Origin of the sequence: Pseudomonas sp. JZ114, assembly GCF_051027705.1 — a bacterium.
Classification (GTDB): Bacteria; Pseudomonadota; Gammaproteobacteria; order Pseudomonadales; family Pseudomonadaceae; genus Chryseomonas; species Chryseomonas luteola.
The window spans coordinates 1434676-1460301 of the sequence record NZ_CP069256.1; the positions used below are offsets into that span (position 1 = coordinate 1434676).

Here is a 25626-nt window from a genome sequence, read left to right on the forward strand (position 1 = left end):
ACTCTTAGTGGGCCAGCATGTTGCTATGCATGCCGTGAATGATCCACAGCGAGCCCGCGACCACGATAACAGTAATCAGAATAGTGAAAGCAAAAGCGATCACATTCCAGCGCTGCTCGGACGACGTGTTCATGTGCAGGAAGAACACCAAGTGTACAAAGATCTGCACAAGTGCCATCACCCAGATCACGATCAGAGTAGCCGACTGTGACAACACCGGGTTCATGACAATGCCGAATGGGATCACGGTCAGGATAACGGACAGAACGAAGCCAATGATGTACGACTTCACAGTGCCGTGGCTGGAGCCCGCGTGGACAATATGTCCGTGTTCGTGAGCCATTACATAACCCCCATCAGATATACAACGGTAAACACGCAGATCCAGACGATGTCCAAGAAGTGCCAGAAGAGGCTCAGGCACATCAGGCGGGTCTGGTTGGTCGCAGTCAGACCTTTCTGGCTAACCTGAATCATCAGGATTGCCATCCAGATCAGACCGGATGTGACGTGCAGGCCGTGAGTACCGACCAAGGTAAAGAACGCAGATAGAAACGCGCTACGCTGAGGGCCAAAGCCTTCAGCAATCAGGTGATGGAATTCGTTGATTTCCATCACGATGAAGCCAAGGCCGAGCAGGAAGGTAACAGCCAGCCAGCCCAGCGCCTTGCTCTTTTGCTCCTTGTGTGCAGCGATCATGGCAAAGCCATACGTGATACTACTGAACAGCAGCAGGAAGGTTTCTACCAGAACATAAGGCAGTTCAAAAATTTCTTTACCGGTAGGACCGCCGGCAAAGCTACCGCTCAGGACAGCGTAGGATGCGAAGATAGTCGCAAACAGAATGCAGTCCGTCATCAGGTACAGCCAGAAACCGAATACAGTCATGGATCCGGCATCGTGGTGCCCATGCTCCTCAGCATGGGCAACTTGGTTGTGAAGAACTTGACTAGACATAAGTTTAAGCCTGACTCGCTGCTAGTTTCTGGAGATGTTCATTCTCGATACGTGCCACTTCAGCGGCAGGTACGTAGTAGTCGATGTCATCGTCGAAGCTGCGAACGATAAAGGTAGCGATCATGCCGACGAATCCAACAGCAGCTAGCCACCAGATGTGCCAGATAAGAGCAAAGCCGAGGGCTAGACTGAACATACCCATGATGAATCCAACGCCTGTGTTGCGCGGCATGTGAATGTCTTTGTAGTCAGCAGCTTTACGCTCAGCCAGACCTTTTTCCTTAGCTCCCCAGTACGCGTCGATATCATCAACAACCGGCTGCTCTGCGAAGTTATAGAAAGGTGGCGGAGAAGAAGTAGACCATTCCAGTGTACGGCCACCCCATGGGTCACCGGTTACATCCTGGTTCAGTTTACGGTCACGGATGCTGACATAGTACTGAAGCAACTGGCATAGGACGCCACACAGGATGATAGCTGTACCAATAGCCGCCACGATCAGCCAAGGATGCCAGTCCGGGTTGTCATAGTGGTTCAGACGACGAGTCATACCCATGAAGCCCAGTACATACAGCGGCATGAAGGCTACATAGAAGCCAACCAACCAGCACCAGAAGGCGTATTTACCCAGTCTTTCATTAAGTGTGAAGCCGAAGGCTTTCGGGAACCAGTAGGCAACACCTGCAAAGTAACCGAATACAGCGCCACCAATGATCACGTTATGGAAGTGAGCGATCAGGAACAGGCTGTTGTGCAGAACGAAGTCGGCACCTGGAACAGCCAGTAGAACGCCGGTCATACCACCGATACTGAAGGTGACAATAAAGCCAATCGTCCACAACATGGGAGTAGTGAAGCGGATACGGCCTTTATACATGGTGAAGAGCCAGGTAAAGATCTTCACACCAGTTGGGATGGCAATAATAGTCGTAGCGATACCGAAGAACGCATTGACGTTAGCGCCGGAGCCCATGGTAAAGAAGTGGTGCAGCCATACGATAAAGGACAGCACGGTAATAGCCAGCGTAGCCCATACCATGGATACGTAGCCGAACATGCGCTTGCCGCTGAATGTAGACGCTACCTCAGAGAACACGCCAAAGGCGGGCAGAATGAGGATATATACTTCCGGGTGACCCCACGCCCAAATCAAGTTGACGTACATCATGGGGTTGCCACCAAGCTCGTTGGTGAAGAAGTGCATGCCCAGATAACGGTCAAGCGAGAGCATAGCCAATGTGGCGGTCAGAATCGGGAAAGCTGCAACGATCAGAATACTGGTGCACAGGGCGTTCCAGGTGAAGATCGGCATTCTCATTAGAGTCATGCCAGTGGTACGCATTTTTAAAATGGTTACCACAAAGTTCACACCTGTTAACAACGTACCCAGGCCCGAAAGCTGCAATGCCCAGATGTAGTAATCTACCCCTACGCCCGGGCTATATTGAATACCCGATAGTGGTGGATAGGCTACCCAGCCGGTTGCTGCGAATTCACCTATGGCTAGAGACAGGTTGATGAGGATCGCACCTACCGCGAACACCCAGAAGCTGAAAGAGTTCAGGAAGGGGAAGGCAACGTCCCGCGCGCCAATTTGCAGCGGCACGACAAGGTTCATCAGGCCAGTCACCATCGGCATGGCCACGAAGAAGATCATGATCGTGCCGTGTGCGGTGAAAATCTGGTCATAGTGATGCGGAGGCAGATAGCCTTCTGCACCGCCGGCTGCGATAGCCTGCTGTGCACGCATCATAATGGCGTCGGAGAAGCCGCGGAGCAGCATGATGAGCGCCACCAGGATGTACATCACCCCGATTTTCTTGTGGTCAACTGTCGTGATCCATTCGGACCACAGGTAACCCCATTTCTTGAAATAGGTGAGGCCGATAAATACGGCTATCACACCCAGAATCATGGCACCGACCGCACCTACGATGATCGGTTCATGATAAGGAATGTCTGCGAGACTTAATTTTCCGAACATGATTTACTCCGCCGCACCTTCGTGCGCACTCTTATTCATTGCCTGATCCATTACCTGATCTACACGCTTGCTGTAATCGCCTTTCAAGTATTTATCGATGATGTCCTGGAAAAGGTGAGGAGCCACGGATGAGTAATACTCGATCGGGTGCTTCTCGCTGGGCATGGCCAGGTCTGCATAGACCTCAGAGCTCAGTGTCTTAGGAGAAGCCTTGACCTTGTCGACCCATGCGTTGAACTCTTCAGGTGTCGTAGCGTGTGCGATGAACTTCATATCCGAGAAGCCAGCGCCGCTGTAGTTGGCCGAGCCACCGCCATACTGGCCAGTTTCATGAGCCATCAAATGCAGTTGGGTCTGCATGCCACCCATGGCGTAGACCATGCTGCCCAAGGCCGGAATAAACAGAGTGTTCATGACGGTATCGGAGGTGATGCGAAAGTTAACCGGCGTGTTGGCCGGGAATGCAATCTCGTTGACCGTAGCGATACCCTGTTCCGGATAAACGAAAACCCACTTCCAATCGGTAGCAATAGCTTCGATGGTAATCGGCTTGACGTCAGAGTCGAGTGGCCTGAAAGGGTCAAGAGAGTGGCTGGTCTTCCAGATGAGCACGGCCAGAATAGCCACGATCACCAGCGGAACACCCCATACAACCACTTCGACCTTGGTCGAGTGCGCCCAGTTGGGTGCGTAATCGGCATCCTTATTGGAGGCGCGATATTTGATTGAGAAAAGGATCGCCATGACGATGACTGGGATAACGACAATCAACATCAGGCCAGTGGCAGTCAATATAAGGTGTTTTGATTCTAAACCTACTGGGCCTTTAGGGTCTAAAAGCGTCATGTTACAACCACTGAGTAAACCAGTGGCACCTAAAGCCAATAGGCTAGAAAAAATACTATGTTTCTTTTTTCTCATCTCACGACCTCGGTTGAGGGGCACTCTTCGTTTCAGGGGGATAGCCAGTAATCGGTACCATCACTTATTTAAGTGCGGCGCAGAAATAGGTCAGGCTGATGAAGCTTTGGGTGTCGCGGTCATTACAAACGTGTCGATGACGTCGTGCGTCATTGAGTCACATGTAAGGATATGTTACGACCGAAATCCATTTGAGCCAAGCTGAGCCAGTCTTGGGCCTACGTCTGGATTGCACGTTTCACCAGTCCTCCTTACCTAGCCTGCGTAGAGTGCGGGCTTGTTCGGGCCTTAATGTTGAAATCGATCGCAACTGGAAAACAGGACTCTCCCAGACAGGCTACGCGCTCGTGGTATTACCAAGCATAGCAGGGGATACATTTAAGGCTTGGCCGTGCCATGAATCTTATTCACGTCAGTGCCGTGTACCAAAAATAACGCTGCAACTTGGGTAGCGTAAGCTGTACCAATAAGCACGAGGCCTATGCGGACGCGCTAATGGGCAGCATCCGGACCAATCTCGCTTGCTTACCAACCCGGTGGACTTGAAGCCATCTGCTTGCGAGCGAGCATATTGTTGCAAGTTGAAAATTCACCCTGCCTTATGTAGGCATATTGCTATCAATCAGGTGTTTTTTCTCTCTCTCAAGAGCGCTTCAAGGCACGCCTTATTGGGCCGTGCGCAGTTTAAGTTCATCTAGGGTTCACGTCTATCATTGAGTCGCTTTTAGGCGATACAAGGAGCTAGCTAAGTCCTTGATTTTTCAATGCCTGCTTCAATATGTCGCACCTTGGTTGAGAGATTGTTGATTGTAGGGAATTGACAGCAGGCAAGTACTACAAAAAGAAGCGGAAAAGGAGTCGAAGCGAGAGTGCTAAAAATAAAGATTGTTACATATTATGAAATTATGTTTTGTCATGAAAGTGCGCTGACAAGCATACGCCAGCGCAACTCAAATAAGGTTTGGTTTCTACGAAGTCAGCTCTGTTATGCATATTGGGGCTTTCTTATTTAAAAGACTATTTATTAAGTTCAGGTAATTAATTTAGCAGCATACCTTTTAATAAAGGTTTTTAGTTCAAGTGCGACCCCATTCTTTGCACATCTTGAAGCCATCTCAATCGTTGTTCCTCGCTACTTGCTCTTATTGGTGCGAATTCCAGATGTTCACGAATCTGTATGCCACACACATCCAAGGCCTCTCGCATCATGAGGCGATGCGGAGAAAGTCCTCTCAGGCGCTTCCAGGGAGTAGGCAGGCTGTCAGCAGTGACGATAAGGTCAGCGCTTCGGCCTGATAGAAGTTGTTCACCTCCCCAGATCTGATCGCGATAAGCGAATGCAAAGCCTGGCAAGAAAACACGCTCGATAAAGCCGCTTAAAAGGGCAGGTAGACCACCCCACCAGATGGGGTAAACAAATAGAAGATGTTCTGCCCAATGAATCAGTCGTTGAGCTTCCAGCAAATCTTCTTCAAGAATCTGGCTCTTATCGTAGCCTTCTCGAAGTACCGGGTCGAAACTAAGCTCTCCCAGTCGTAGTTCACGTACCACATGATTATGTTGGCGAGCCCCTTGTATATAGGCTGCGCTCAGCGCATGACAGAAGCTTTCGCTCTTGGGCGAGCCCTGGATAACCAGGACTCGTTTGCCATCGCCCTCTAGAGGTGTTGCGCCCGTTCTTGGCTCAGCCATGGCTGCCTGCTTCCAGCATGGTTTCAGGCCTTACCCACTCATCGAACTGCGCCTCGCTCAGATGACCAAGCTCAAGGGCTGCTGTTCTGAGGGTCTTATTTTCGGCATAAGCCTTCTTCGCAATTTCAGCGGCCTTGTCATAACCAATGTGGGGGTTCAAGGCTGTTACAAGCATCAGACCTTGCTCAAGGTGAGCTGCCATTTTCTCGGCGTCAGGCTCCATGCCGGCTACGCAGTGTTTGTTGAAATTGCGGCAGCCGTCGGCCAGTAAGCGAATGGATTCAAGAATGTTATAAGCAATGACAGGCTTGAAGACGTTCAGCTGCAGATGCCCCTGGCTGGCAGCGAAAGTGATGGTGGTATCGTTTCCCATTACCTGGCAGGCCAGCATGGTTAAGGCTTCCGCCTGGGTTGGATTGACCTTGCCGGGCATAATGGAGCTGCCAGGTTCATTGGCTGGTAGTTTGACCTCGGCAAAGCCTGCCCTGGGGCCAGAGCCTAGCAAGCGCAGGTCGTTACCAATCTTCATGAGGGCTACCGCCAGAGTTTTCAGTGCGCCTGACAGTGCGGTAAGTGGTTCGTGACCTGCCAGGGCAGCAAACTTGTTGGGTGCAGTGACAAAGGGTAGGCCGGTAAGTGATGCAATTTCTTTTGCAATCGCCTCGTCGAAGCCTTTGGGAGAGTTGAGGCCAGTTCCTACTGCCGTTCCGCCCTGAGCAAGTTCATAAATGGCTGGAAGGGCTGCACGAATGGCGCTCTGAGCGATGTCGAGCTGAGCGACGTAGGCCGACACTTCCTGACCGAAAGTAATAGGTGTTGCGTCCATCATATGGGTACGGCCAGTTTTGACCAGACTCATATGGCGTGCGGCCTGCTGGGCCAGACCTCCGGAAAGCTCATCGATAGCAGGCAGCAGATCTCCCAGTACGGCTTGTGCAGTTGCGATGTGCATGGCAGTCGGGAAGCAGTCGTTGGAGCTTTGGCCGCGGTTGACATGGTCGTTAGGGTGCACAGGCTTCTTGCCGCCCTTGCCCTGGCCTGCAAGTTCATTGGCGCGCCCCGCAATCACTTCATTGACGTTCATATTGCTTTGGGTGCCGCTGCCGGTTTGCCAGACAACCAAGGGAAACTGATCATCATGACGCCCTTCAAGCACCTCATTGCTTGATTGCTCGATAAGGTCCGCTATCTCTTGCGGCAATTCGCCTAGCCCTGCATTCACCCGAGCCGCTGCTTTCTTGATCAGCGTAAGTGCATGCACGATCGCCAGCGGCATTTTCTGGCCACCAATGGCGAAGTTTTCCATAGAGCGCTGTGTCTGAGCTCCCCAATAGGCATTTTCGTCGACTTCTACGGGACCTAGGCTGTCGGTTTCGGTACGGCTCATGATGCTCTCCTGCATGCAGATTTGGGTGGTCGGCGCGCTGGCCAATGAAAGGCTTTCAAGTAGTGATGGGAAACCAATAGAGCCAAGGCTAGCGCTTATCGGTGATTAGTCTATTCAGATGTGGGGTGGGTTCCGAAAACATCAGGCGGGTCAGATTTCAGCTGGATTTACCATTGAAGATGCTGAAGCTTGCCTGAACGGAGCCGGAATACGACTTGAGTCATCGGGAAACACGTGGGCAGAATACGGATCTTTTAGCTATCGCTATTCATGTTTAAAGGATGTCCGATGAAGACTTTTCGTGCTGTCTGCACCGCTGTGATGCTCTCTGGTGTCAGTGGCCTGGCCCTGGCTGATGCGGCTAGCCATGCTGCCCAAGCCGAGCGGTTTCTAAAGCTGGCCAACGCCGACAAGCTCACTACACCGGTTTATGCCCAAGTGCATGAATTGTTTGATCAGCATTTCGCCCAAGCCAAGGCTCCGAGCAAGAAGGCTGTTCTTGAAAGCTACGTTGCGCGTGCTAATGCGACACTGGACAAGTCGATTGGTTGGGACAAGGTTAAGCCTGATCTGGTCAAGCTCTATACTCAGAACTTCAGTGAAGCCGAGCTGAAAGACTTGATCGACTTCTACCAGTCTCCACTGGGTAAGAAAATGATGAACACGCTACCGCAGATCTCCATGCAGTCTGCCCAGCTGACCCAGGGCAAGCTCGAGCAGGCCGTTCCCCAGGTCAACAAGCTGCTGAGTGATATGGATAAGGAGCTGGGTGTTAAGCCACAGGCTGCTCCTGAAGGTAGCGGTTCTAAGAAATAAGCGAGACCTATCCATGAGTATGCGCGACCGTATTCTTTCAACGTTAAGCATGCTGCAGCCGCAGCATCTTGATGTTGTTGACGAAAGCCACATGCACAGCCGTGGTCAGGAAACCCATTACAAGGCTGTAGTGGTCAGTGAACAATTTGAAGGGTTGAATGCCGTTAAGCGGCATCAGAAGGTCTACGGGGCGCTGGGTGGGCTGATGGGTGAGTTTCATGCCCTGGCGCTTCATACCTACACACCCGAAGAGTGGGCCAGACAAGGAATGGCACCTGAGTCGCCGACATGTCGCGGTGGCAGCAAGCATGACGGACTGCACGACTAGAAATGGCTGTGATCCGCTTGAGGGCTCTGTTCAAGCCCGTCGCGCTTCCTTAGACTTGTCGCTCCAGCGCCGGCCTTTGCCGGCGTTGTGCATTAACCGGTCCGTCCCTTACGAGGACGACCACTGGAGAAGTCGACATGTCTGGTTCTATTGTTGTAGCTGCACTGTATAAATTTGTCACCCTTGAAGATTACGTCGACCGCCGTGAGCCCTTGCTTACTGTCATGTTGGACAATGAGGTAAGGGGTACCCTGCTACTGGCGCAAGAGGGCATCAATGGCACCATTGCTGGCTCTCGGGCCGGAATTGATGCGGTTCTGGCTTTTTTGAAGGCAGACTCGCGTCTGGTTGATCTTGAGCACAAGGAATCCTATTGCGATGAACAGCCGTTCTATCGGACCAAGGTCAAGCTCAAGAAGGAAATTGTCACCTTGGGCGTGCCGGGCGTCGATCCCAACAAGAAGGTTGGAACCTACGTAGATCCGAAAGACTGGAATGCGCTTATTTCAGACCCTGATGTTGTATTGATTGATACGCGCAATGATTACGAGGTCGGTATCGGGACCTTTACCAATGCGGTGGATCCCAAGACCAAATCCTTCCGCGAGTTTCCTCAGTATGTCAGGCAGAATTTTGATCCTTCCCGTCATAAAAAAGTGGCCATGTTCTGCACTGGTGGTATCCGCTGCGAGAAAGCGTCGAGCTTCATGCTCAATGAGGGCTTCGAAGAGGTCTATCATCTTAAGGGTGGTATTCTGAAATATCTGGAAGAGGTGCCGCAGGAAGATAGTCTTTGGCAGGGCGACTGTTTTGTGTTCGATAACCGTGTAACGGTCAGGCACGATCTGAGTGAAGGGGAGTATGATCAGTGTCATGCTTGCCGGACGCCCATATCAGCTGCAGATCGGGAATCTGAGCACTACGTGCCTGGCATTAGCTGCCCTCATTGCTGGGACTCATTGCCAGAAAAAACACGTATCAGCGCACGTGAGCGTCAGAAGCAGATTGAACTGGCCAGGCAGCGGAATCAGCCGCATCCCATTGGCCGGGATCCCCGACAGGTTTCCAAGCTATCGCAGGAGGCTTGACCTATGAAGGCGCGATTGCTCTATGTGATGGATCCTATGTGTTCCTGGTGCTGGGGGTTCGCGCCTGTCATGGAAGCACTGGCTGAGCAGGCACGTCTCTATGGCGTGCCTATGCATCTTGTCGTAGGTGGGCTGCGTAGAGAGCGAGTCGCCATGGATGCCGCCGCTCGTGTACGTACCCTGTCCTATTGGCAGGCAGTCGAAGAGACTACAGGTCAACCCTTCACAATTGACAATGCACTGCCTGAAGGCTTTGTCTACGATACAGAGCCGGCCTGTCGAGCACTGGTTGCAGCAAGAGGACTGGATGAGCAGGCGGTATGGCCGCTGGCAAAGCTTATCCAGCGTGCTTTTTATGTGGAAAACAGCGATGTTACCCAGCCGGCTGTTCTTGTTGAGCTGGCGGAGAAGGTAGGGCTGCCTCGCATTGAGTTTGCTCCGGCTTTCGATGCCCCAGAAACAAGAGCCGCAACCCAGGCGGATTTTGACTGGGCTCTCAATTTAGGCATTGCAGGCTTCCCAACCTTGCTGGCGGAGCGTGAGGGTCAACTAGCACTTGTCACCAATGGTTATCAGCCTCTCGATAACCTCTCCGAGCTTTTGGGCATGTGGTTGGTGCGCGGTACTGAGTTCTAGTCCGCCTATTGTCTTTAAACCCTCATGATCCCTTGAGGTCTATCAAGGTACGTCCTTGCTTATGGCTGCATATCAATGATTAGTATATCCAATACTGTTTCCCTGCCAGATACTGAAGTGGAATTGACGGCGGTGCGTGCTCAGGGGGCGGGCGGCCAAAATGTAAACAAGGTATCCAGCGCCATTCATTTGCGTTTCGATATTCGGGCTTCGTCGCTCCCGGATTTTTATAAAGAAAGGCTGCTGGCTCTGCAGGACACGCGTATTACGCGTGAAGGTGTTGTGGTACTCAAGGCGCAGCAATACAGAACGCAGGAGCAGAACCGTGAAGATGCATTAACGCGTCTTGCTGAGCTTATTCAGAGTGTTACCCGCGTTCAAAAAACACGTCGTCCAACCAAGCCAACGCTGGCGTCCCAAAAGAGACGACTCGAAGGAAAGACCAAGCGCAGTGCAGTCAAGGCAGGGCGTGGCCGGGTTGATTTTTCATAGAGGAGTTTGTACGGACATTTGATTTGTCTGCAGTGTTTCCTGAGCATGACTCCCTTCTTTTGATGTAAGCCTGCCTTTTTGATGGTAATCAGATTATCTGGCGCCTCGGCTGTCTTTCACCGGGACATCAGCGATTTGCGTTCCTGTCCATGATCAAGCGGCATCAGTACTGAGATAGCCGTTAAGACCTTTGTCGAATAGTTACCAAGGCGCTCAGCCAGTAAAACGGAACTACAAAAACAACAAACTTCTCCGTTGAGGTAACCGCCATGAGTGCCGCATCCCTCTATCCCGTACGTCCTGAAGTAGCCGCCCTGACGCTGACTGATGACGCTAGCTATAAGGCTCTATATCAGAAGTCCGTGATTAATCCAGACGGATTCTGGCGGGAGCAGGCCCAGCGGATCAGCTGGACAAAGCCATTTACTCGCGTCAAACAAACTTCATTTGACGATCACCATGTCGATATCAAGTGGTTTGCCGATGGAACGTTGAACGCGTCTTACAATTGCCTTGATCGCCATCTCGAAACGCGGGGTGATCAGGTGGCTATTATCTGGGAGGGCGATGATCCTTCTGAGCATCGTCACATTACCTATCGTGAATTGCACGAAGAGGTCTGCAAGTTTGCTAACGCACTGCGTGGCCAGGATGTACACCGTGGCGACGTAGTCACCATCTATATGCCGATGATTCCAGAAGCAGTGGTGGCCATGTTGGCGTGCGCTCGCATCGGTGCGGTGCACTCTGTCGTCTTTGGCGGCTTTTCTCCCGAGTCATTAGCGGGTCGTATCAGTGACTGTCGCTCTAAAGTCATCATCACTGCGGACGAGGGTGTCCGAGGCGGCAAGAAAACACCTCTGAAAGCCAACGTTGACGAGGCCTTGACCAATCCGGATACATGCTGTGTTCGTAAGGTCATTGTATGCAAGCGTACGGGTGCCCCCATTGCCTGGCATGCGCACCGCGACGTCTGGTATCACGACGTAACTCAGGTTGCCTCCGCGCACTGCGAGCCCAAGGAGATGAATGCCGAGGCGCCACTGTTCATCCTGTATACCTCAGGCTCTACCGGTAAACCCAAGGGCGTCATGCATACTACTGGCGGCTATATGGTTTATGCGTCACTCACGCATGAGCGGGTGTTCGACTATAAGCCAGGCGAGGTTTATTGGTGTACGGCTGATGTAGGCTGGATTACCGGTCATAGCTACATTGTCTACGGGCCTTTAGCCAATGGGGCTACCACATTATTGTTCGAAGGGGTCCCTAACTATCCGGACGTAACCCGTGTCGCCCAGATTATCGACAAGCACCAAGTAAATATTCTGTATACCGCTCCGACGGCTATCCGAGCGATGATGGCCCAGGGGGATGCGGCTGTTCGAGGGGCCGATGGTAAAAGTCTGCGCCTGCTGGGGTCAGTAGGTGAGCCGATCAACCCTGAGGCGTGGCACTGGTACTACAAAACCGTAGGACAAGAGCGCTGCCCGGTTGTTGATACCTGGTGGCAGACCGAGACAGGCGGTATTCTTATCAGTCCGTTGCCTGGCGCTACGGCCTTGAAGCCTGGCTCCGCCACTCGTCCTTTCTTTGGTGTCCAGCCGGCACTGGTCGACAATGAAGGCAATATCATCGAAGGTGCCGCGGAGGGCAATCTGGTTATTCTGGATTCCTGGCCGGGACAGGCACGCACGATTTACGGCGACCATGATCGTTTTGTGGATACCTATTTCAAAACCTTCAAAGGTATGTATTTTACCGGAGATGGTGCGCGTCGCGATGAGGATGGTTACTTCTGGATTACTGGTCGCGTTGATGATGTCCTTAACGTTTCGGGGCACCGCATGGGTACTGCGGAGATCGAAAGCTCAATGGTTGCGCATTCCAAGGTGGCCGAGGCGGCTGTCGTAGGGATGCCTCACGATCTCAAGGGGCAAGGGATCTATGTCTACGTTACCCTCAATTCAGGTGAAGAGCCTTCTGAAGCGCTACGCCAAGAACTCAAGCAGTGGGTGCGTAAGGATATAGGGCCTATTGCAACGCCTGATATCATCCAGTGGGCGCCGGGACTGCCCAAAACACGCTCTGGAAAAATCATGCGTCGGATCCTGCGCAAGATTGCTGTGGGTGAATATGACTCGTTAGGCGATATTTCAACGTTAGCCGATCCGGGTGTTGTTCAGCAGCTTGTTGATACCCATCGTGGCATGACTCAGGCTGTAGCATGAGTACGTAACAATGGATGCGCCGAAATGAGGCCATGAGTAACATCTAGGCTTCATTTCGGCGCATTCTCTCTTCCCTGGCTCTACACGAATTGAGCTAAGCAGCGGTTTCATAAGGAAATATTGTCCTTGGGCGCGCTTATTGCTTCGTATATCTATTTTTAATTTTTTTCAAGCATGCTATCGTATAGCCTGTCAAGACTGTTTAGGTCTGTCTAAAACCCTTCTGTAATTACTTGTCGCATAGACGAAATAACCCTTACTAGGCTGCCGCTAGAATGCCGCTACCCACGCTGCTGCATTGCTGGTGCCATGCATGTGCATAGAGTATTGCCATGCGTATTGGTAGCCTGGGCTATTAACTAACGTCCGCAGCCCATTCCTTCGTAGGAGCTTGCATGAAAAAGCTGGCATTGCTTGGCGCTCTCGCGCTGTCTGTCCTCACCAACGTATCCGTAGCGGCCGATGGCAAGCCGGTTCGCATCGGAATTGAAGCAGCGTATCCGCCCTTTGCCTCGAAAGCAGCCGACGGTAGCATCGTGGGTTTTGACTATGACATCGGTAACGCGCTGTGTGCTGAAATGAAGGTCAAGTGCCAGTGGGTTGAGCAGGAATTTGATGGTCTTATCCCTGCACTCAAGGTACGCAAGATCGACATGATCCTGTCATCGATGTCCATCACCGATGAACGTAAGCGTTCCGTTGACTTCACTAATAAGTACTACAATTCGCCAGCCAAGCTGGTGATGAAGGAAGGTGCTCAGGTCAACGATATCAAGACTGACCTGAAGGGTAAGAAGCTGGGTGTACAGCGTGGCAGTATTCATGACCGCTTTGCTACTGAGGTACTGGAGCCTGCCGGCGTTAGCATCACCCGCTATAGCTCTCAGAATGAAATCTATCTTGATCTGACTGCGGGCCGTCTCGACGGCACATTGGCCGATGCTACCTTGCTGGACGACGGCTTCCTGAAAACTGATGCAGGCAAAGGGTTTGCCTTTACCGGGCCTGACTTCAATGATCCCAAGTATTTTGGCGAAGGTATCGGTATCGCTGTACGCAAGAACGACGGTGAGCTGAAAGAAAAGCTGAACACTGCAATCAGCACCATTCGCGAGAACGGTACGTATAAGAAAATTCAGGACAAATACTTTAATTTCAATATTTACGGAAATTAACGAATCCTGATGAGGCGTGGTGGCTTCACTGCCATCGCGCCTGTTTTGTATCTGGGCGCTTGATTTTGTTGCGCTGAGGAGTTGTCCACTATGCTCAACGGCTACGGGGCGAATATTGTCGATGGTGCCTGGCTTACCATACAGCTGGCCCTGATATCCATGGTGTTGGCCTGCGGCCTGGGTCTGGCTGGCGCTGCCTTTCGCCTTTCACCGGTACGCTGGCTGGCTTGGCTGGGCGATCTGTATTCGACAGTCATTCGGGGAATTCCCGACCTGGTATTGATTCTGCTGATCTTCTACGGTGGTCAGGATTTGATCAATCGTCTGGCTCCTATGGTGGGGTATGACGATTACATAGATATCAATCCGTTTGCAGCAGGTGTTTTTACCCTGGGTTTCATCTTCGGCGCATATTTGTCCGAAACCTTTCGAGGCGCTTTTTTGGGTATTCCAAAAGGGCAGGCTGAAGCGGGTGTTGCCTATGGCATGAGCGGCATCCAGGTATTTTTCCGAATTCTTGTCCCGCAAATGATTCGACTGGCCATCCCTGGATTTACCAATAATTGGTTGGTACTGACCAAGGCAACCGCGCTGATCTCTCTGGTGGGACTGCAGGACATGATGTTCAAGGCCAAGCAGGCGGCCGATGCTACCCGCGAGCCCTTCACGTTTTACGTGGCTGTTGCGGCGCTTTATCTGATTATCACCAGCGTGTCGCTTCTGTTGTTGAGGCTGGTTGAAAGACGTTATTCCGCGGGCGTTAAGGTGGCTGACCTATGATCTTTGACTACAACGTCATCTGGGAAAATTTGCCGCTTTATTTTAACGGGCTTCTGGTTACCTTGAAGTTGCTGGCTGTTTCTCTGGTCATTGGACTGGCCGCTGCCATCCCGCTGGCGTTTATGCGGGTATCCAAACGTATTCTGATCAATTTTCCTGCCTGGCTTTACACGTATGTAATTCGAGGAACACCAGGCTTGGTGCAGCTTTTCCTGATCTATTACGGCTTGGCTCAATTCGAGGTGATAAGGGAAAGCTGGCTCTGGCCTTGGCTCTCGAACGCCACGTTTTGTGCATGCCTGGCCTTTGCCATCAACACGAGCGCTTATACCGCGGAGATCATTGCGGGTAGCTTGAAGGCAACGCCGCACGGTGAGATCGAGGCGGCTCAGGCGATGGGAATGTCCCGTTCGCTCATGTATCGGCGGATCGTATTACCTTCTGCATTGCGTCGCGCACTGCCTCAGTACAGCAATGAGGTCATCATGATGCTGCAGACGACTAGTCTGGCCTCGATCGTAACCCTGGTCGACATTACCGGCGCAGCCCGTACAGTCAATTCCCAGTTTTATCTGCCTTTCGAGGCCTATGTCACCGCCGGCGTGTTCTACCTTGCGCTGACGTTTATTCTGGTCCGGCTATTCAAACTGGCCGAGCGGCACTGGCTCGCCTATCTGGCGCCTCGTAAACATTAAATATCGAGTACGAGCCGGGGCCTGTGCACTGGCTAGACTAATCAAGGCTTTGAAACCATGTTCAAACTTGAAATACAGGATCTACACAAGCGTTACGGTGATCATGAGGTGATCAAGGGGGTTTCGCTTGCGGCCAAGGCCGGCGATGTCATCAGTATCATCGGCTCCAGCGGTTCGGGTAAATCGACGTTGCTACGTTGCATCAATATGCTGGAACAGCCCCATGCGGGCAAAATCCTGCTTAATGGTGAAGAGCTCAAGCTGCAGTCTACCAAGCAGGGTGCGCTCAAGGCGGCAGATCCCAAGCAGCTGCAGAAGATGCGCTCGCGCTTGGCGATGGTGTTTCAGCATTTCAATCTATGGTCACATATGACGGTAATGCAGAACGTGATCGAGGCGCCAATTCATGTATTGGGTGTTCCCAAGGCTAAAGCCATCGAGCGAGCTGAGCGTTATCTGGCCAAGGTCGGGGTATCTCATCGTAAGGATGCATACCCTGCCCATATGTCGGGAGGCGAGCAGCAACGCGTAGCAATAGCTCGCGCGCTGGCCATGGAGCCTGAAGTCATGCTGTTTGATGAACCTACCTCTGCGCTGGATCCTGAGCTGGTAGGCGAGGTGCTCAAGGTGATGCGTGATCTGGCGCTTGAAGGGCGTACCATGGTGGTGGTTACCCATGAGATGGGCTTTGCCAGAGAGGTCTCCAATCAGGTTATCTTTCTGCATCAGGGGCGCGTCGAGGAGTCTGGCAATCCTCGTGAAGTCCTGGCTAATCCGAGCAGTGTGCGACTACAACAATTCCTGTCTGGCAGCTTGAAATAACATATGGCCATTCGTATAGGCTTTTTGATTTGGCCCGAAACCCGCCCTTTGACGGTAGCCCTGGCCGAAGAAGCCTTTCGAGTGGCTAGACGGCAGCAGGCCAGCGCTGAATACGTGCTTGAATTGATACGCATCGATCAGGCCGAGCAGCGCTTGACGCATATCTCCTGGCCCGCTCAACTGGAGCACTTCCAAAGAGTGTTTTTGTTGGCGGATGAGATTCCGCAATCACTCTCGGTCCCGCTGAGTACGGCGCTAAAGCAGTGCGCTCGATCCGGAGTGCAGGTAGGGGCCATTTCAGCAGGCGTATTTCCGCTGGCGCAGTCAGGTCTGCTTGACGGGTACCGCGCTGCGGTGCACTGGCGCTGGCTGGATGATTTCACAGAGCAATATCCCAAGGTTATCGCAACCAATCATCTGTTTGAGTGGGATCGTGACCGGCTCTCTGCTTGTGGCGGTCTGGCTATCCTGGACATGGTCTTGGCCATGCTGAGCCATGACTATGGGGCGGACCTGGCTGGTGTTGTTTCGGAAGAGCTGGTTGTCGAGCGAATCCGCGAGGGTAATGAACGCCAGCGAATCCCGCTGAAAAACCGGCTGGGCTCCAGTCATCCAAAGCTGACCCAGGCAGTCATGCTCATGGAGGCCAATATTGAAGAGCCGCTTACCACTGATGAAATTGCGCAGCATGTCTGCGTGTCACGTCGTCAGCTCGAGCGCATTTTCAAGCAGTACCTGTCACGTGTGCCAAGCCAATATTATTTGGAGCTTCGGCTGAATCGGGCACGCAAGATGCTGATGCAGACCAGCAAATCCATTATTCAAATTGGGCTGTCGTGCGGTTTTTCGTCGGGGCCTCATTTCTCCAGCGCCTATCGAAATTTCTTTGGTGTGACGCCGCGTGATGATCGTAATCAGCGGCGTGGTGCAGGACCGGATGTCGCGGTTGTTACCGAACGTTGAACCGGGGCTTGGGCTTGCTCAGCCAAACAGTAGAGACAGTTCATGCGCAGGTAATGCCTTGCTGAAATGAAAGCCCTGTACCTCGTCGCAGGCATCGCCACGTAGGTGCTCAAGTTGCTCTGCTGTTTCTACGCCTTCAGCCGTAACCGTCATGCCAAGGGATTGGCCCAACGTAATGATGGCCTGGACGATAGCGCGATCGTCTGGGTTTGTACCGATACCAGCGACAAAGCTGCGGTCTATCTTGATGCCATCAAAGGGGTAGCTGCGTAGGTATCCCAGAGAAGAAAAGCCTGTACCAAAATCGTCCATGTGGAGACGTATCCCGAGCGCCTTCAGGCTGTTGAGTGTCTCCAGCGCTCCGTCAGCATCGTCCAGCATGACGCGCTCGGTAATTTCCAGTTCAAGTCTGGAAGGATCCAGCCTACTCTCGGTCAGCGCATTTTGTACCTGATTGATCAGGTCATGACGACCAAACTGTCGGGGCGAGAGATTCACAGAAATACCCACCGGTTGTGGCCATTTGACGGCTACGTGGCAGGCGCGTTTCAGTACCCAGTTTCCGATGGGAACGATAAGGCCGGTGTCTTCTGCCAGTGCAATGAAACTATCGGGTAGCAGCATGCCATGTTCAGGATGCTGCCAGCGTAATAGCGCTTCGAACCCGGTCAGCCGATTTCCTGTAAGCGAATAACGTGGCTGAAAATGGAGGCTCAATTCTTCTCTTTCCAGCGCCTGACGGAGATCGTTCTCCAAGCGTCGACGGCTGGTAATCAGCTCGTTCATTTCGTGGGAGTAGAAACGCCATGTATTACGGCCTGCAGCCTTGGACTGATAAAGCGCAATATCGGCGAGCCGCAGAAGCTCCTCTGCGTTATTTGTATCAGAGGGCGCTAGTGCAACGCCTATGCTTCCTCCAATAAACACGGTCTGGTCATCCACTTTGATAGGCTGATGGAGCTGATCAATGATTCGTGAGCTCAGTGCAGAAATTTCTTCATGGTTCTGAAGGCGGGTCATCACGACAATAAACTCATCACCACCGACCCGCGCGACTAGATCGGCTTCTCGAATGCAATTACGCAGGCGCTTGGCTACTTCCCTGAGCACTCTGTCGCCCGCTGCATGACCCAGCGCATCGTTGACCGGTTTGAAGCGATCCAGATCCACACTTAACAAGGCCACAGGGGCAACGCGTGTTGATGGGCCTACATGCTTTTTTAGAAACTCGTTCAAACGGTTGCGATTGGGCAGATCGGTTAAGGGATCATGCAGAGACAGGTGCCTTACCTGAGCTAGCGCTTTGACCTCGTCGGTAATATCGCTGGCCGTACCGCGAAACCCTTGCATGCCATCTTTTATCGGTCGCGCCGAGACGCGGCAGGTCCGCTGCTTACCTTGTCGGTCATGATAATGACAGACGAGTGGAGTAGATGTAGAGGTATTCCTTCGATGGTTCAGCCATGTTGTCAATGACTCATGGTCTGCTGTCAGCAGTTCATCAAGGTTTTTACCAAGCCACTGCTCAGGTGTAGTGCCTGTAACTTCCTCGAAGCGCCCTGAAAGATAGGTCAGGCGGTACTGAGCGTCGATTTCCCACAGCCAGTCCGACGCGGCTTCTGCTACGTCTCTGAAGCGCTCCTCGCTAACCGCCAAAGCTTCCTTGCTCTGAGTCAATTCAACGTAATGAGCTTCCATGAGTCGTGCCGTAGAAAGTGCATTACGCAGGACTAGCCAGGTTGACGCGATCAGCATGAGACCCGCGATACCGAAGTAGGGAAGAATCGAGTCAAGCAGCGTCTGCCCATGACGTGGCGGGTCCCAGGCCAAGTAGCTATCAGCGCCAGGTGCTAGACGAAGCGTGGACGAGCCTTCAATCTGAGGCGTCTGTGTAGTCCGCAGATTGACTAATCCATATTGTGTACCCAGCGCCTTGAGCTTGTCTGGTGTAAGGATATTGACGAAGAGAAGTACTGAGCGGGTGCCGGGCCGCTCCTTAACGGTTGGGTCTTTTCCTGGCGTGATGGATCCAGCCGCAACGATGGCAGGTACTGAGTCGACTTTCAGGAGCTCACTGACTACCTCTTCCTTATTTTCAGGCGCGCGTGCCTTTTTCAGCAGAGCGTCAAAATCGCCTTGTAGCCATTGTCGGGCATCAAGAGGTGTTTGCTCACCTTCAAACAGTGAATAGACGGTTTTGTCCTGCGCATTTAGAACAAGTAATCCCTGAAAGCCATAGAGCTCATAAATCGACTCGCCCAGGTTTTCTCCGTCATACGCCCAGCTGATGTTGAGCTTAAGGTGCATGTTCTTGTAAAGCTCACCCCATTTGGAATAGTCAGATATATCCTTTTTTATGCTTGTATTCAGGTCTTCAAGGGCTTTTTGAGCAGCGTATAAGGTGTCTGCCTGAGCCTGTTGATCCTGGCTACGAGCGTTGTGGATCAACAGCCCACATGCGAGCGAAAACATCAGGAACAGCAATACTGTAACCAGAGGGAATACGCGACGGGTAAAAGTAGTACTGAGCATAGTAGGCAAAGGCGGCGCAGAGTGGTCTTGAAATATAGGCATTGATGGCAGATGGCCACTCTTGGGGAGGGGAGGCATCCTATAAGATGTCGACTGATGTGTGAAATAATTCAGCTAAAACAGATATTAAACTAGCAGGCCTAGTGAGCTTGGCGAAATAGATATTCGTCTGATGTAAGGCGGGCGCCCATGAGGCAGTAAACGAAGAACCTTGGATAAGAGGCTTTCATTGCCAATGCGTGCTGTTTGAGGCTTAGTAACAGCACGCAGGACTGGATTTCTTTAATGGGTGTCAGTAGCACCGCCATAGTGCGCGCAGCCTGACATGCTCTTGCCATTGACACGCAGCTCCGCCTGAAGGGATTGAACCGTACCAGTGCTTTCATCAACACAGCGCTGCGGACTAACCCATAGCTCGACACGCTCGCCGTTGGCTTCGGTAGACAGGCTACGACTACCGTCGGGTAGTTGCTCCTGCAAATATGGAAGAGCCTGCTGGCTGCGATCGGTCGAGGCTATAACCATGCCTTGGCCACTTACTACCACATTCCATTCTGGAGTATGACCGGCTGCGCGAAGCGTCAGGCGCTTGAAATTAGGGTCTGAACAGCCGGGCCCGGTATACTGCATGCGATACACCTCGGAAACGGCAAATACGCCATCGCTTCCAGCCGGCCCTCCAGATTTCATCTTTCCGCGTAAATCTGCGAATAGGCTGCTGGCACCGCTATCGGCCGTCAACTCATGAGCATCGTTGATAATAGACGTGTTGGCCGCATCGTCTATTTGAAAGTAGCGATGCTCCTGACAGGGGCGAAAGAGTAACTGGTCATTCGCTAACCGCAAATCACCTTGCAGGCGTACGCCTTGAGACGCCTTGGACGAAGCGATGCTATCGCTCGGGGTGCTATGGCAGCCTGCCAGCAACGTGGCCAGCAAGGTCAGGGGCAGCAGCAAGCGTGGCGCTAACATCTAGAGCTCTCCATTGAAACAAGGGTGGCAACGTTACTGAGCTATATCCGTTAGGACAAGGCTGAAATGAACTTGTGCGCTCTTTTTGAACGGAGCGCACAAGCGATCCTTTAGCCTCCCAGGTAGGCCTTGCGTACGTCAGGGTTGGCCAATAGGGCTTCGCCGGTATCCTGCATGACGATATGACCATTTTCTAGAACGTAGCCGCGGTCTGCCAGTCTGAGCGCCTGGTTGGCGTTCTGCTCGACCAGAAATACCGTTACGCCATCCTCGCGCAGTTGTTCGATGATATCGAAAATCTGCTGAATGATGATGGGGGCTAAACCCAATGAGGGCTCGTCAAGCAGCAGGAGACGCGGATGACTCATCATCGCACGACCGATGGCCAGCATCTGTTGCTCCCCACCGGACATTGTGCCTCCGCGCTGGTGATAGCGCTCCTTCAAGCGAGGAAACAGGCCAAGAACCTTTTCAAGCTGACGATCATAGTCATGCTTGTCGGTAAAAAAACCGCCCATGGCGAGGTTTTCCTCGACAGTCAGGCGAGCAAAGACGCGGCGACCCTCAGGAACCACGGCGATACCCTTGCGCATGATTTCGGAGGAGTCTTTTCCGACCAGCTCTTCACCTTCGTAACGAATACTACCGCCAGCTGCCTTAGGAGAACCGCATAGCGTCATCAGGAGGGTAGACTTGCCAGCGCCATTGGCGCCGATGAGTGTCACGATCTCCCCTTTGTTGACGGACAGGCTGACCCCATGCAGCGCCTGGATCTTGCCATAGAAAGTCGAAACGTTTTCGAACTGCAGCATCACGCTTCTCCCAAATAGGCTTTGATCACGTCAGGGTTATTACGGATTTGCTCCGGCTTACCATCGGCCAGGGGGGTGCCCTGATTGATAACGACAATATGATCCGAGATGCTCATGACTAGGTGCATGTCGTGCTCAATGAGCAGAACAGTTACGCCGTGCTCGTCTCGCAGCAGGGAAATCAGCGCTTTCAGGTCTTCCGTCTCGCGAGGATTAAGGCCGGCGGCAGGTTCATCAAGCATGAGGAGTTGGGGGCGTGTCATCATGCAGCGAGCAATCTCAAGACGGCGCTGTTGGCCATAGGCCAGATTGCCGGCAGGTCGGTTGGCGACCTCGGTGAGGTTGACCTGCTCAAGCCAGTGGCGGGCAAAGTCCATGGCTTCAGATTCTGCGCGGCGAAAGTCGGGAGTTTTGAAAAGGCCAGCTAGAAAATTCGTATTCAGATGGCGGTGTTGAGCAACCAGCAGGTTTTCAACCGCCGTCATTTCCTTGAACAACCGAACATTCTGGAAGGTGCGTACGATGCCGCGTCGAGCGATCTGGTGACCCGGCAAGCCATGAATGGGCGTACCTCTAAGTAGAATTTCACCTCCTGTTGGTTGATAGAAACCGGTCAGGCAGTTGAACACGGTTGTCTTGCCAGCGCCGTTCGGTCCTATCAGGGAAACGACCTGCTTTTCCTCGACGCTGATATTGACGCCATTGACCGCCAAGAGGCCGCCAAAACGCATGGTCAGGTCTTTAGCTTGAAGAATAAGTTGGCTCATTTACGCAGCTCCAAATGGGGGCGCTGCATCGGGAGCAGGCCTTGCGGCCGCCAGATCATCATCAGGACCATCATGGCGCCAAACATCAACATGCGATATTCACTGAACTCACGCATCAGCTCTGGAAGCAGAATCATGACAATGGCTGCCAGAATGACGCCCAATTGTGAGCCCATTCCACCCAGAACAACGATCGCCAAGATGATGGCTGACTCAATGAAGGTGAACGATTCCGGCGACACCAGCCCTTGGCGAGCCGCAAAGAAGCTGCCCGCGAAACCTGCAAAGCAGGCACCCAGCGTAAAAGCGGAGAGTTTGATAAGGGTCGGATTCAAGCCTAATGCACGGCAGGCGATCTCATCTTCACGTAAGGCTTCCCAAGCGCGACCGATGGGCATGCGCAGTAACCGATTGATCACGAAAAGCGTAAGCAGGACGAGCAGTAACGCAACCAGGTAAAGAAAGATCACCTTGTAGTTCGAGTTGTAGGCGATGCCAAAAAACTCATGGAATGTCTGCATGCCTTCAGGGGCACGCCGCTCAAACGTCAGGTTGAATAGCGTAGGCTTGTCGATTCCGCTAATGCCGTTGGGGCCGCCGGTGATGCTGGTAAGGTTGCGTAGCAGAATACGGATGATCTCGCCGAAGCCGAGCGTTACGATGGCGAGATAGTCACCTCGCAGGCGCAGCACGGGAAAGCCCAGCAAAAAGCCGAATAGCGCAGCCATCAAACCGGCAATGGGCAGGCAGATCCAGAATCCAAGGCCGTAATAGTGGGAGAGCAGGGCGTAACTATATGCCCCTACGGCGTAAAAGCCGACGTAGCCCAGATCAAGAAGACCCGCCAGGCCGACCACAATATTCAGACCAAGCCCCAGCATCACATAGATGAGAATCAGCGTAGCGATATCCACGGCCCCCCGTGAGCCGAAGAATGGCCAGACTAGCGCGACAAGAACCAGCCCGAGGATGACCCAGCGTTGAACAGATGGCTCGGTGAGCTGGGCGCCTAGTTTGGTCAGTGGTGAGGTGTGGGTGCCCCTGGTTCGGCGCGGCATGGGAATGCGATCACGTACCAACTGCCATACGAACATAAGGGCGGCCGCCCCAAAAATGATCGTCAGGGTGGTTGGGCTGGCGCCATGGACTTCGAGCCCGATACCCACTGTGGTCAGTTTTAGCCCCAAAACAGGGTAGGCCACTGCGAGTACGAGAAGCGCACTGAAAAAAGCCGTTTTAAGCTGTTTGTTGAAAGGGGTACTGCTCATACTTTTTCTACCTCCGGACGGCCCAGAATGCCGGTCGGCCGGAACAACAAAACGAGGACAAGAAGTGTGAATGCCACGACATCCTTGTACTGATCACCAAAAATATCGGCCCCGAACGCTTCGGCTACCCCTAGCACCAGTCCGCCCAGCATGGCGCCTGGAATACTGCCGATCCCGCCCAGTACTGCGGCAGTAAACGCCTTGATACCTGCCAGAAAGCCCAGACTCGGATTAATGACGCCGTATTGCATTCCGAGCAAAACAGCCGCGATGGCTGCCAGGGATGCGCCGATAACAAAGGTCAGGGCGATAATGTTGTTGGTGTTGATGCCAAGCAGGTTGGCCATCTTGATGTCTTCGGCGCAGGCGCGGCAGGCGCGGCCGAGACGCGAACGTGAGATGAACAGCGTCAATCCGAGCATGGCCAGAAACGTGACCACGAAGATCAGAATCTGCATGTACGAAATGACGACTCCACTCATGGCATCATTGCCAAATATGATGTTGCCAGGTAGCAGGCTGGGAATGGCCTTGTCCTTGGAGTCCTGTGCCAATAGCACTTCGTTTTGCAGAAAGATGGACATGCCGATAGCTGAGATCAACGGAATCAGGCGATTACTGCCACGCAGCGGACGGTAGGCAATACGCTCAATACTGTAGCCATAGGCACTGGCAACAATAATGCTGGCAGCAAAGGCCGCAATCATGATGATCGGCAGACTATGAATGCCCATGAGTGCCAATCCGGCGATGACAATGAAGGCTACATAGGAGCCAATCATGTATACCTCGCCATGGGCGAAGTTGATCATGCCAATAATGCCGTAGACCATGGTGTAACCAATGGCTATCAAGGCGTAGGTGCTGCCAACGGTCAAACCGTTTACCAGCTGTTGAAGATAGTGGTAGAGCTCAGGCATTACTTTCTCCTGAATAGCGGCCACAGTGCTTTTGGCGTCTTGGCACGCCTACTCATTTGGAATGAACAAAGCCCACGGAGGATACCGTGGGCTTTTGAGGACGTTTGCCAGACAACGTGCTGGCAAGTTCCTGCTTAACGGTTACTTGGCTTCGGTCTTGGTGCCGTCGGCGTGCCACTCATAGACGACAAATTCGAAGTTCTTCAGGTCGCCTTTTTCGTCAAACGCCAGGTCGCCTGTAGGTGTGCTGAACGTACTGCTGCGCAGGGCCTCTGCTACAGCATCGGTTTCAGTGTTGCCTGCCTTCTTGATGCCATCAGCAATAACTTGCACGGCTGCGTAGGAGGGGAAGACGAACGGGCCGCTCGGATCCTGCTTCTTGGCTTTGAATGCTTCAACCAGGGCTTTGTTTTTCGGATCCTGATCGAAAGAGCGGGGAAGGGTTACAAGCATGCCCTCTGAGGATTTGCCTGCAATGGCGGAAATTTCAGAGTTACCCACACCTTCCGGCCCCATGAAGCGAACTTTCAAGCCTTTTTCCTGTGACTGGCGCATCAGAAGGCCGAGCTCCGGGTGATAGCCGCCGTAATAGACGAAATCCACACCCGCCTGCTTCAGCTTGGAGATCAGAGAAGAAAAGTCCTTGTCGCCGGCATTGATACCTTCGAATACGGCAACTTTGACATTGGCGCCTTCAAGTGTCTGCTTGACGGCCGTGGCAATGCCTTCACCGTACTGCTGCTTGTCGTGGATGATGGCGACTGTCTTGGGCTTGATATGCTCGGCTATATATTTGCCGGCAGTAGGGCCTTGCATGTTGTCAAGACCAATGGTGCGGAAGATCAGTTTATGTCCGCGTGCCGTGAGATCAGGGCTGGTTGATGCTGGGGTGATCATCAGGATGCCTTCGTCCTCGTAGATATCGGACGCCGGCTGAGTGGAGCTGGAGCACAGGTGGCCAACCACGAATTTCACTTCGTCATTGACGATCTTGTTGGCAACGGCAACCGCTTGCTTGGGGTCACACGCATCGTCGTAGACTACGCCTTCGAGCTGCTGGCCATTGACGCCGCCAGCCTTATTGATTTGCTCGATAGCCATTTTGGCGCCGACAAATTCCATTTCCCCATATTGCGCTACAGGACCGGTAACCGGGCCGGCCAAGGCGATTTTTATTGTATCGGCAGCGACGCTGTAGCTGGTGAGTCCAGCCAGGGCCATGGCGGCGAATAGTCGGGAAAGACGCTGAGTTGCCTTATTCATAGTGCTCCACTCGAAATGCTTATTGGTTTTGGCAGATCACAAACGTTTATTGCAGTATTTATTCTTATTGCTGGCTTTCTTGTTATGACGATAAATCGGCATCGCAACGTGCGGAGTGTAGAGTG

24 protein-coding genes are annotated in these 25626 nt (G+C 52.7%); 11 read left to right on the top strand and 13 right to left on the bottom strand.

Features of this window, described 5'->3' with window-relative positions; translation table 11 throughout:
• Positions 1–4: 4 nt before the first annotated feature.
• From cyoD to JQR90_RS06725, 6 genes are all read right to left on the bottom strand, one after another.
• Positions 5–343: a cytochrome o ubiquinol oxidase subunit IV gene (gene cyoD / locus JQR90_RS06700; RefSeq protein ID WP_010797661.1), complete on the bottom strand. Its 339-nt coding sequence runs from the start codon at positions 341–343 to the stop codon at positions 5–7.
• On the bottom strand, positions 343–957 hold the full coding sequence (locus tag JQR90_RS06705; RefSeq protein WP_010797662.1) for a cytochrome o ubiquinol oxidase subunit III: 615 nt from the start codon (positions 955–957) through the stop codon (positions 343–345). Before JQR90_RS06705 ends, cyoD begins: the two co-directional genes overlap by 1 nt.
• 4 nt (positions 958–961) lie before the next feature.
• Positions 962–2941: a cytochrome o ubiquinol oxidase subunit I gene (gene cyoB / locus JQR90_RS06710; RefSeq protein WP_010797663.1), complete on the bottom strand. Its 1980-nt coding sequence runs from the start codon at positions 2939–2941 to the stop codon at positions 962–964.
• A gap of 3 nt (positions 2942–2944) precedes the next feature.
• On the bottom strand, positions 2945–3862 hold the full coding sequence (gene cyoA / locus JQR90_RS06715; protein WP_010797664.1) for a ubiquinol oxidase subunit II: 918 nt from the start codon (positions 3860–3862) through the stop codon (positions 2945–2947).
• Between the two features lie 1071 nt (positions 3863–4933).
• Positions 4934–5554 carry an NAD(P)H-dependent oxidoreductase gene (locus tag JQR90_RS06720; protein ID WP_010797665.1) on the bottom strand — a complete coding sequence of 207 codons (621 nt, stop codon included), beginning with the start codon at positions 5552–5554 and terminating at the stop codon, positions 4934–4936.
• Positions 5547–6941, bottom strand: coding sequence for a class II fumarate hydratase (locus tag JQR90_RS06725; protein ID WP_010797666.1), 1395 nt, complete (start codon positions 6939–6941; stop codon positions 5547–5549). The genes JQR90_RS06720 and JQR90_RS06725 overlap by 8 nt, the downstream gene beginning before the upstream one ends.
• A 288-nt stretch (positions 6942–7229) precedes the next feature.
• Here JQR90_RS06725 and JQR90_RS06730 point away from each other — a divergent pair, with 288 nt between their 5' ends.
• The 11 genes from JQR90_RS06730 to JQR90_RS06780 all read left to right on the top strand — a co-directional run bounded on the left by JQR90_RS06730 (position 7230) and on the right by JQR90_RS06780 (position 16967).
• A complete protein-coding gene (locus JQR90_RS06730) occupies positions 7230–7757 on the top strand; it encodes a DUF2059 domain-containing protein (RefSeq protein WP_010797667.1) in 528 nt (175 codons plus the stop codon).
• 13 nt (positions 7758–7770) lie between these two features.
• Positions 7771–8085 (top strand): BolA family protein, encoded by a 315-nt coding sequence (locus tag JQR90_RS06735; protein WP_010797668.1) that lies wholly within the window; start codon positions 7771–7773, stop codon positions 8083–8085.
• 137 nt (positions 8086–8222) lie between these two features.
• Positions 8223–9173, top strand: a complete 951-nt coding sequence (locus tag JQR90_RS06740; protein ID WP_010797669.1) for a rhodanese-related sulfurtransferase — start codon at positions 8223–8225, stop codon at positions 9171–9173.
• Positions 9174–9176: 3 nt separating this feature from the next.
• Positions 9177–9809: a DsbA family protein gene (locus tag JQR90_RS06745; RefSeq protein WP_010797670.1), complete on the top strand. Its 633-nt coding sequence runs from the start codon at positions 9177–9179 to the stop codon at positions 9807–9809.
• A 75-nt stretch (positions 9810–9884) separates the two neighbouring features.
• Positions 9885–10301, top strand: coding sequence for an alternative ribosome rescue aminoacyl-tRNA hydrolase ArfB (gene arfB, locus JQR90_RS06750; RefSeq protein WP_010797671.1), 417 nt, complete (start codon positions 9885–9887; stop codon positions 10299–10301).
• 269 nt (positions 10302–10570) lie between these two features.
• The gene (gene acs / locus JQR90_RS06755) at positions 10571–12532 is read left to right on the top strand and encodes an acetate--CoA ligase (protein WP_010797672.1); all 1962 of its coding nucleotides are present in this window, start codon (positions 10571–10573) and stop codon (positions 12530–12532) included.
• 395 nt (positions 12533–12927) lie between these two features.
• Positions 12928–13707: an ABC transporter substrate-binding protein gene (locus JQR90_RS06760; RefSeq protein ID WP_010797673.1), complete on the top strand. Its 780-nt coding sequence runs from the start codon at positions 12928–12930 to the stop codon at positions 13705–13707.
• Positions 13708–13797: 90 nt separating this feature from the next.
• Positions 13798–14487: an ABC transporter permease gene (locus JQR90_RS06765; RefSeq protein ID WP_010797674.1), complete on the top strand. Its 690-nt coding sequence runs from the start codon at positions 13798–13800 to the stop codon at positions 14485–14487.
• On the top strand, positions 14484–15182 hold the full coding sequence (locus JQR90_RS06770) for an ABC transporter permease (RefSeq protein ID WP_010797675.1): 699 nt from the start codon (positions 14484–14486) through the stop codon (positions 15180–15182). The genes JQR90_RS06765 and JQR90_RS06770 overlap by 4 nt, the downstream gene beginning before the upstream one ends.
• 57 nt (positions 15183–15239) lie before the next feature.
• Positions 15240–16004: an ABC transporter ATP-binding protein gene (locus tag JQR90_RS06775; protein ID WP_010797676.1), complete on the top strand. Its 765-nt coding sequence runs from the start codon at positions 15240–15242 to the stop codon at positions 16002–16004.
• Positions 16005–16007: 3 nt separating this feature from the next.
• The gene (locus JQR90_RS06780; protein ID WP_434140662.1) at positions 16008–16967 is read left to right on the top strand and encodes a GlxA family transcriptional regulator; all 960 of its coding nucleotides are present in this window, start codon (positions 16008–16010) and stop codon (positions 16965–16967) included.
• Between the two features lie 18 nt (positions 16968–16985).
• Here the strand turns inward: JQR90_RS06780 and JQR90_RS06785 are convergent, their stop codons facing one another.
• The 7 genes from JQR90_RS06785 to JQR90_RS06815 form a co-directional block, all read right to left on the bottom strand.
• The gene (locus tag JQR90_RS06785) at positions 16986–19499 is read right to left on the bottom strand and encodes a bifunctional diguanylate cyclase/phosphodiesterase (RefSeq protein ID WP_434140663.1); all 2514 of its coding nucleotides are present in this window, start codon (positions 19497–19499) and stop codon (positions 16986–16988) included.
• A 282-nt stretch (positions 19500–19781) separates the two neighbouring features.
• Positions 19782–20471, bottom strand: coding sequence for a hypothetical protein (locus JQR90_RS06790; RefSeq protein ID WP_010797680.1), 690 nt, complete (start codon positions 20469–20471; stop codon positions 19782–19784).
• Positions 20472–20581: 110 nt separating this feature from the next.
• Positions 20582–21283 (bottom strand): ABC transporter ATP-binding protein, encoded by a 702-nt coding sequence (locus JQR90_RS06795; protein WP_010797681.1) that lies wholly within the window; start codon positions 21281–21283, stop codon positions 20582–20584.
• Positions 21283–22050, bottom strand: coding sequence for a high-affinity branched-chain amino acid ABC transporter ATP-binding protein LivG (gene livG, locus JQR90_RS06800; protein WP_010797682.1), 768 nt, complete (start codon positions 22048–22050; stop codon positions 21283–21285). Before livG ends, JQR90_RS06795 begins: the two co-directional genes overlap by 1 nt.
• Positions 22047–23318, bottom strand: a complete 1272-nt coding sequence (locus JQR90_RS06805; RefSeq protein ID WP_010797683.1) for a high-affinity branched-chain amino acid ABC transporter permease LivM — start codon at positions 23316–23318, stop codon at positions 22047–22049. The genes livG and JQR90_RS06805 overlap by 4 nt, the downstream gene beginning before the upstream one ends.
• Positions 23315–24238 carry a high-affinity branched-chain amino acid ABC transporter permease LivH gene (gene livH / locus JQR90_RS06810; protein WP_010797684.1) on the bottom strand — a complete coding sequence of 308 codons (924 nt, stop codon included), beginning with the start codon at positions 24236–24238 and terminating at the stop codon, positions 23315–23317. The genes JQR90_RS06805 and livH overlap by 4 nt, the downstream gene beginning before the upstream one ends.
• A gap of 141 nt (positions 24239–24379) precedes the next feature.
• Positions 24380–25501 carry a branched-chain amino acid ABC transporter substrate-binding protein gene (locus JQR90_RS06815; protein WP_010797685.1) on the bottom strand — a complete coding sequence of 374 codons (1122 nt, stop codon included), beginning with the start codon at positions 25499–25501 and terminating at the stop codon, positions 24380–24382.
• Positions 25502–25626 lie beyond the last annotated feature (125 nt).

Excerpts from the sequence above, each read along its gene's own strand:
- cyoD (WP_010797661.1), bottom strand. The coding sequence starts at position 343 with ATGGCTCACGAACACGGACATATTGTCCACGCGGGCTCCAGCCACGGC.
- JQR90_RS06705 (WP_010797662.1), bottom strand. The coding sequence starts at position 957 with ATGTCTAGTCAAGTTCTTCACAACCAAGTTGCCCATGCTGAGGAGCAT.
- cyoB (WP_010797663.1), bottom strand. The coding sequence starts at position 2,941 with ATGTTCGGAAAATTAAGTCTCGCAGACATTCCTTATCATGAACCGATC.
- cyoA (WP_010797664.1), bottom strand. The coding sequence starts at position 3,862 with ATGAGAAAAAAGAAACATAGTATTTTTTCTAGCCTATTGGCTTTAGGT.
- JQR90_RS06720 (WP_010797665.1), bottom strand. The coding sequence starts at position 5,554 with ATGGCTGAGCCAAGAACGGGCGCAACACCTCTAGAGGGCGATGGCAAA.
- JQR90_RS06725 (WP_010797666.1), bottom strand. The coding sequence starts at position 6,941 with ATGAGCCGTACCGAAACCGACAGCCTAGGTCCCGTAGAAGTCGACGAA.
- JQR90_RS06730 (WP_010797667.1), top strand. The coding sequence starts at position 7,230 with ATGAAGACTTTTCGTGCTGTCTGCACCGCTGTGATGCTCTCTGGTGTC.
- JQR90_RS06735 (WP_010797668.1), top strand. The coding sequence starts at position 7,771 with ATGAGTATGCGCGACCGTATTCTTTCAACGTTAAGCATGCTGCAGCCG.
- JQR90_RS06740 (WP_010797669.1), top strand. The coding sequence starts at position 8,223 with ATGTCTGGTTCTATTGTTGTAGCTGCACTGTATAAATTTGTCACCCTT.
- JQR90_RS06745 (WP_010797670.1), top strand. The coding sequence starts at position 9,177 with ATGAAGGCGCGATTGCTCTATGTGATGGATCCTATGTGTTCCTGGTGC.
- arfB (WP_010797671.1), top strand. The coding sequence starts at position 9,885 with ATGATTAGTATATCCAATACTGTTTCCCTGCCAGATACTGAAGTGGAA.
- acs (WP_010797672.1), top strand. The coding sequence starts at position 10,571 with ATGAGTGCCGCATCCCTCTATCCCGTACGTCCTGAAGTAGCCGCCCTG.
- JQR90_RS06760 (WP_010797673.1), top strand. The coding sequence starts at position 12,928 with ATGAAAAAGCTGGCATTGCTTGGCGCTCTCGCGCTGTCTGTCCTCACC.
- JQR90_RS06765 (WP_010797674.1), top strand. The coding sequence starts at position 13,798 with ATGCTCAACGGCTACGGGGCGAATATTGTCGATGGTGCCTGGCTTACC.
- JQR90_RS06770 (WP_010797675.1), top strand. The coding sequence starts at position 14,484 with ATGATCTTTGACTACAACGTCATCTGGGAAAATTTGCCGCTTTATTTT.
- JQR90_RS06775 (WP_010797676.1), top strand. The coding sequence starts at position 15,240 with ATGTTCAAACTTGAAATACAGGATCTACACAAGCGTTACGGTGATCAT.
- JQR90_RS06780 (WP_434140662.1), top strand. The coding sequence starts at position 16,008 with ATGGCCATTCGTATAGGCTTTTTGATTTGGCCCGAAACCCGCCCTTTG.
- JQR90_RS06785 (WP_434140663.1), bottom strand. The coding sequence starts at position 19,499 with ATGCTCAGTACTACTTTTACCCGTCGCGTATTCCCTCTGGTTACAGTA.
- JQR90_RS06790 (WP_010797680.1), bottom strand. The coding sequence starts at position 20,471 with ATGTTAGCGCCACGCTTGCTGCTGCCCCTGACCTTGCTGGCCACGTTG.
- JQR90_RS06795 (WP_010797681.1), bottom strand. The coding sequence starts at position 21,283 with ATGCTGCAGTTCGAAAACGTTTCGACTTTCTATGGCAAGATCCAGGCG.
- livG (WP_010797682.1), bottom strand. The coding sequence starts at position 22,050 with ATGAGCCAACTTATTCTTCAAGCTAAAGACCTGACCATGCGTTTTGGC.
- JQR90_RS06805 (WP_010797683.1), bottom strand. The coding sequence starts at position 23,318 with ATGAGCAGTACCCCTTTCAACAAACAGCTTAAAACGGCTTTTTTCAGT.
- livH (WP_010797684.1), bottom strand. The coding sequence starts at position 24,238 with ATGCCTGAGCTCTACCACTATCTTCAACAGCTGGTAAACGGTTTGACC.
- JQR90_RS06815 (WP_010797685.1), bottom strand. The coding sequence starts at position 25,501 with ATGAATAAGGCAACTCAGCGTCTTTCCCGACTATTCGCCGCCATGGCC.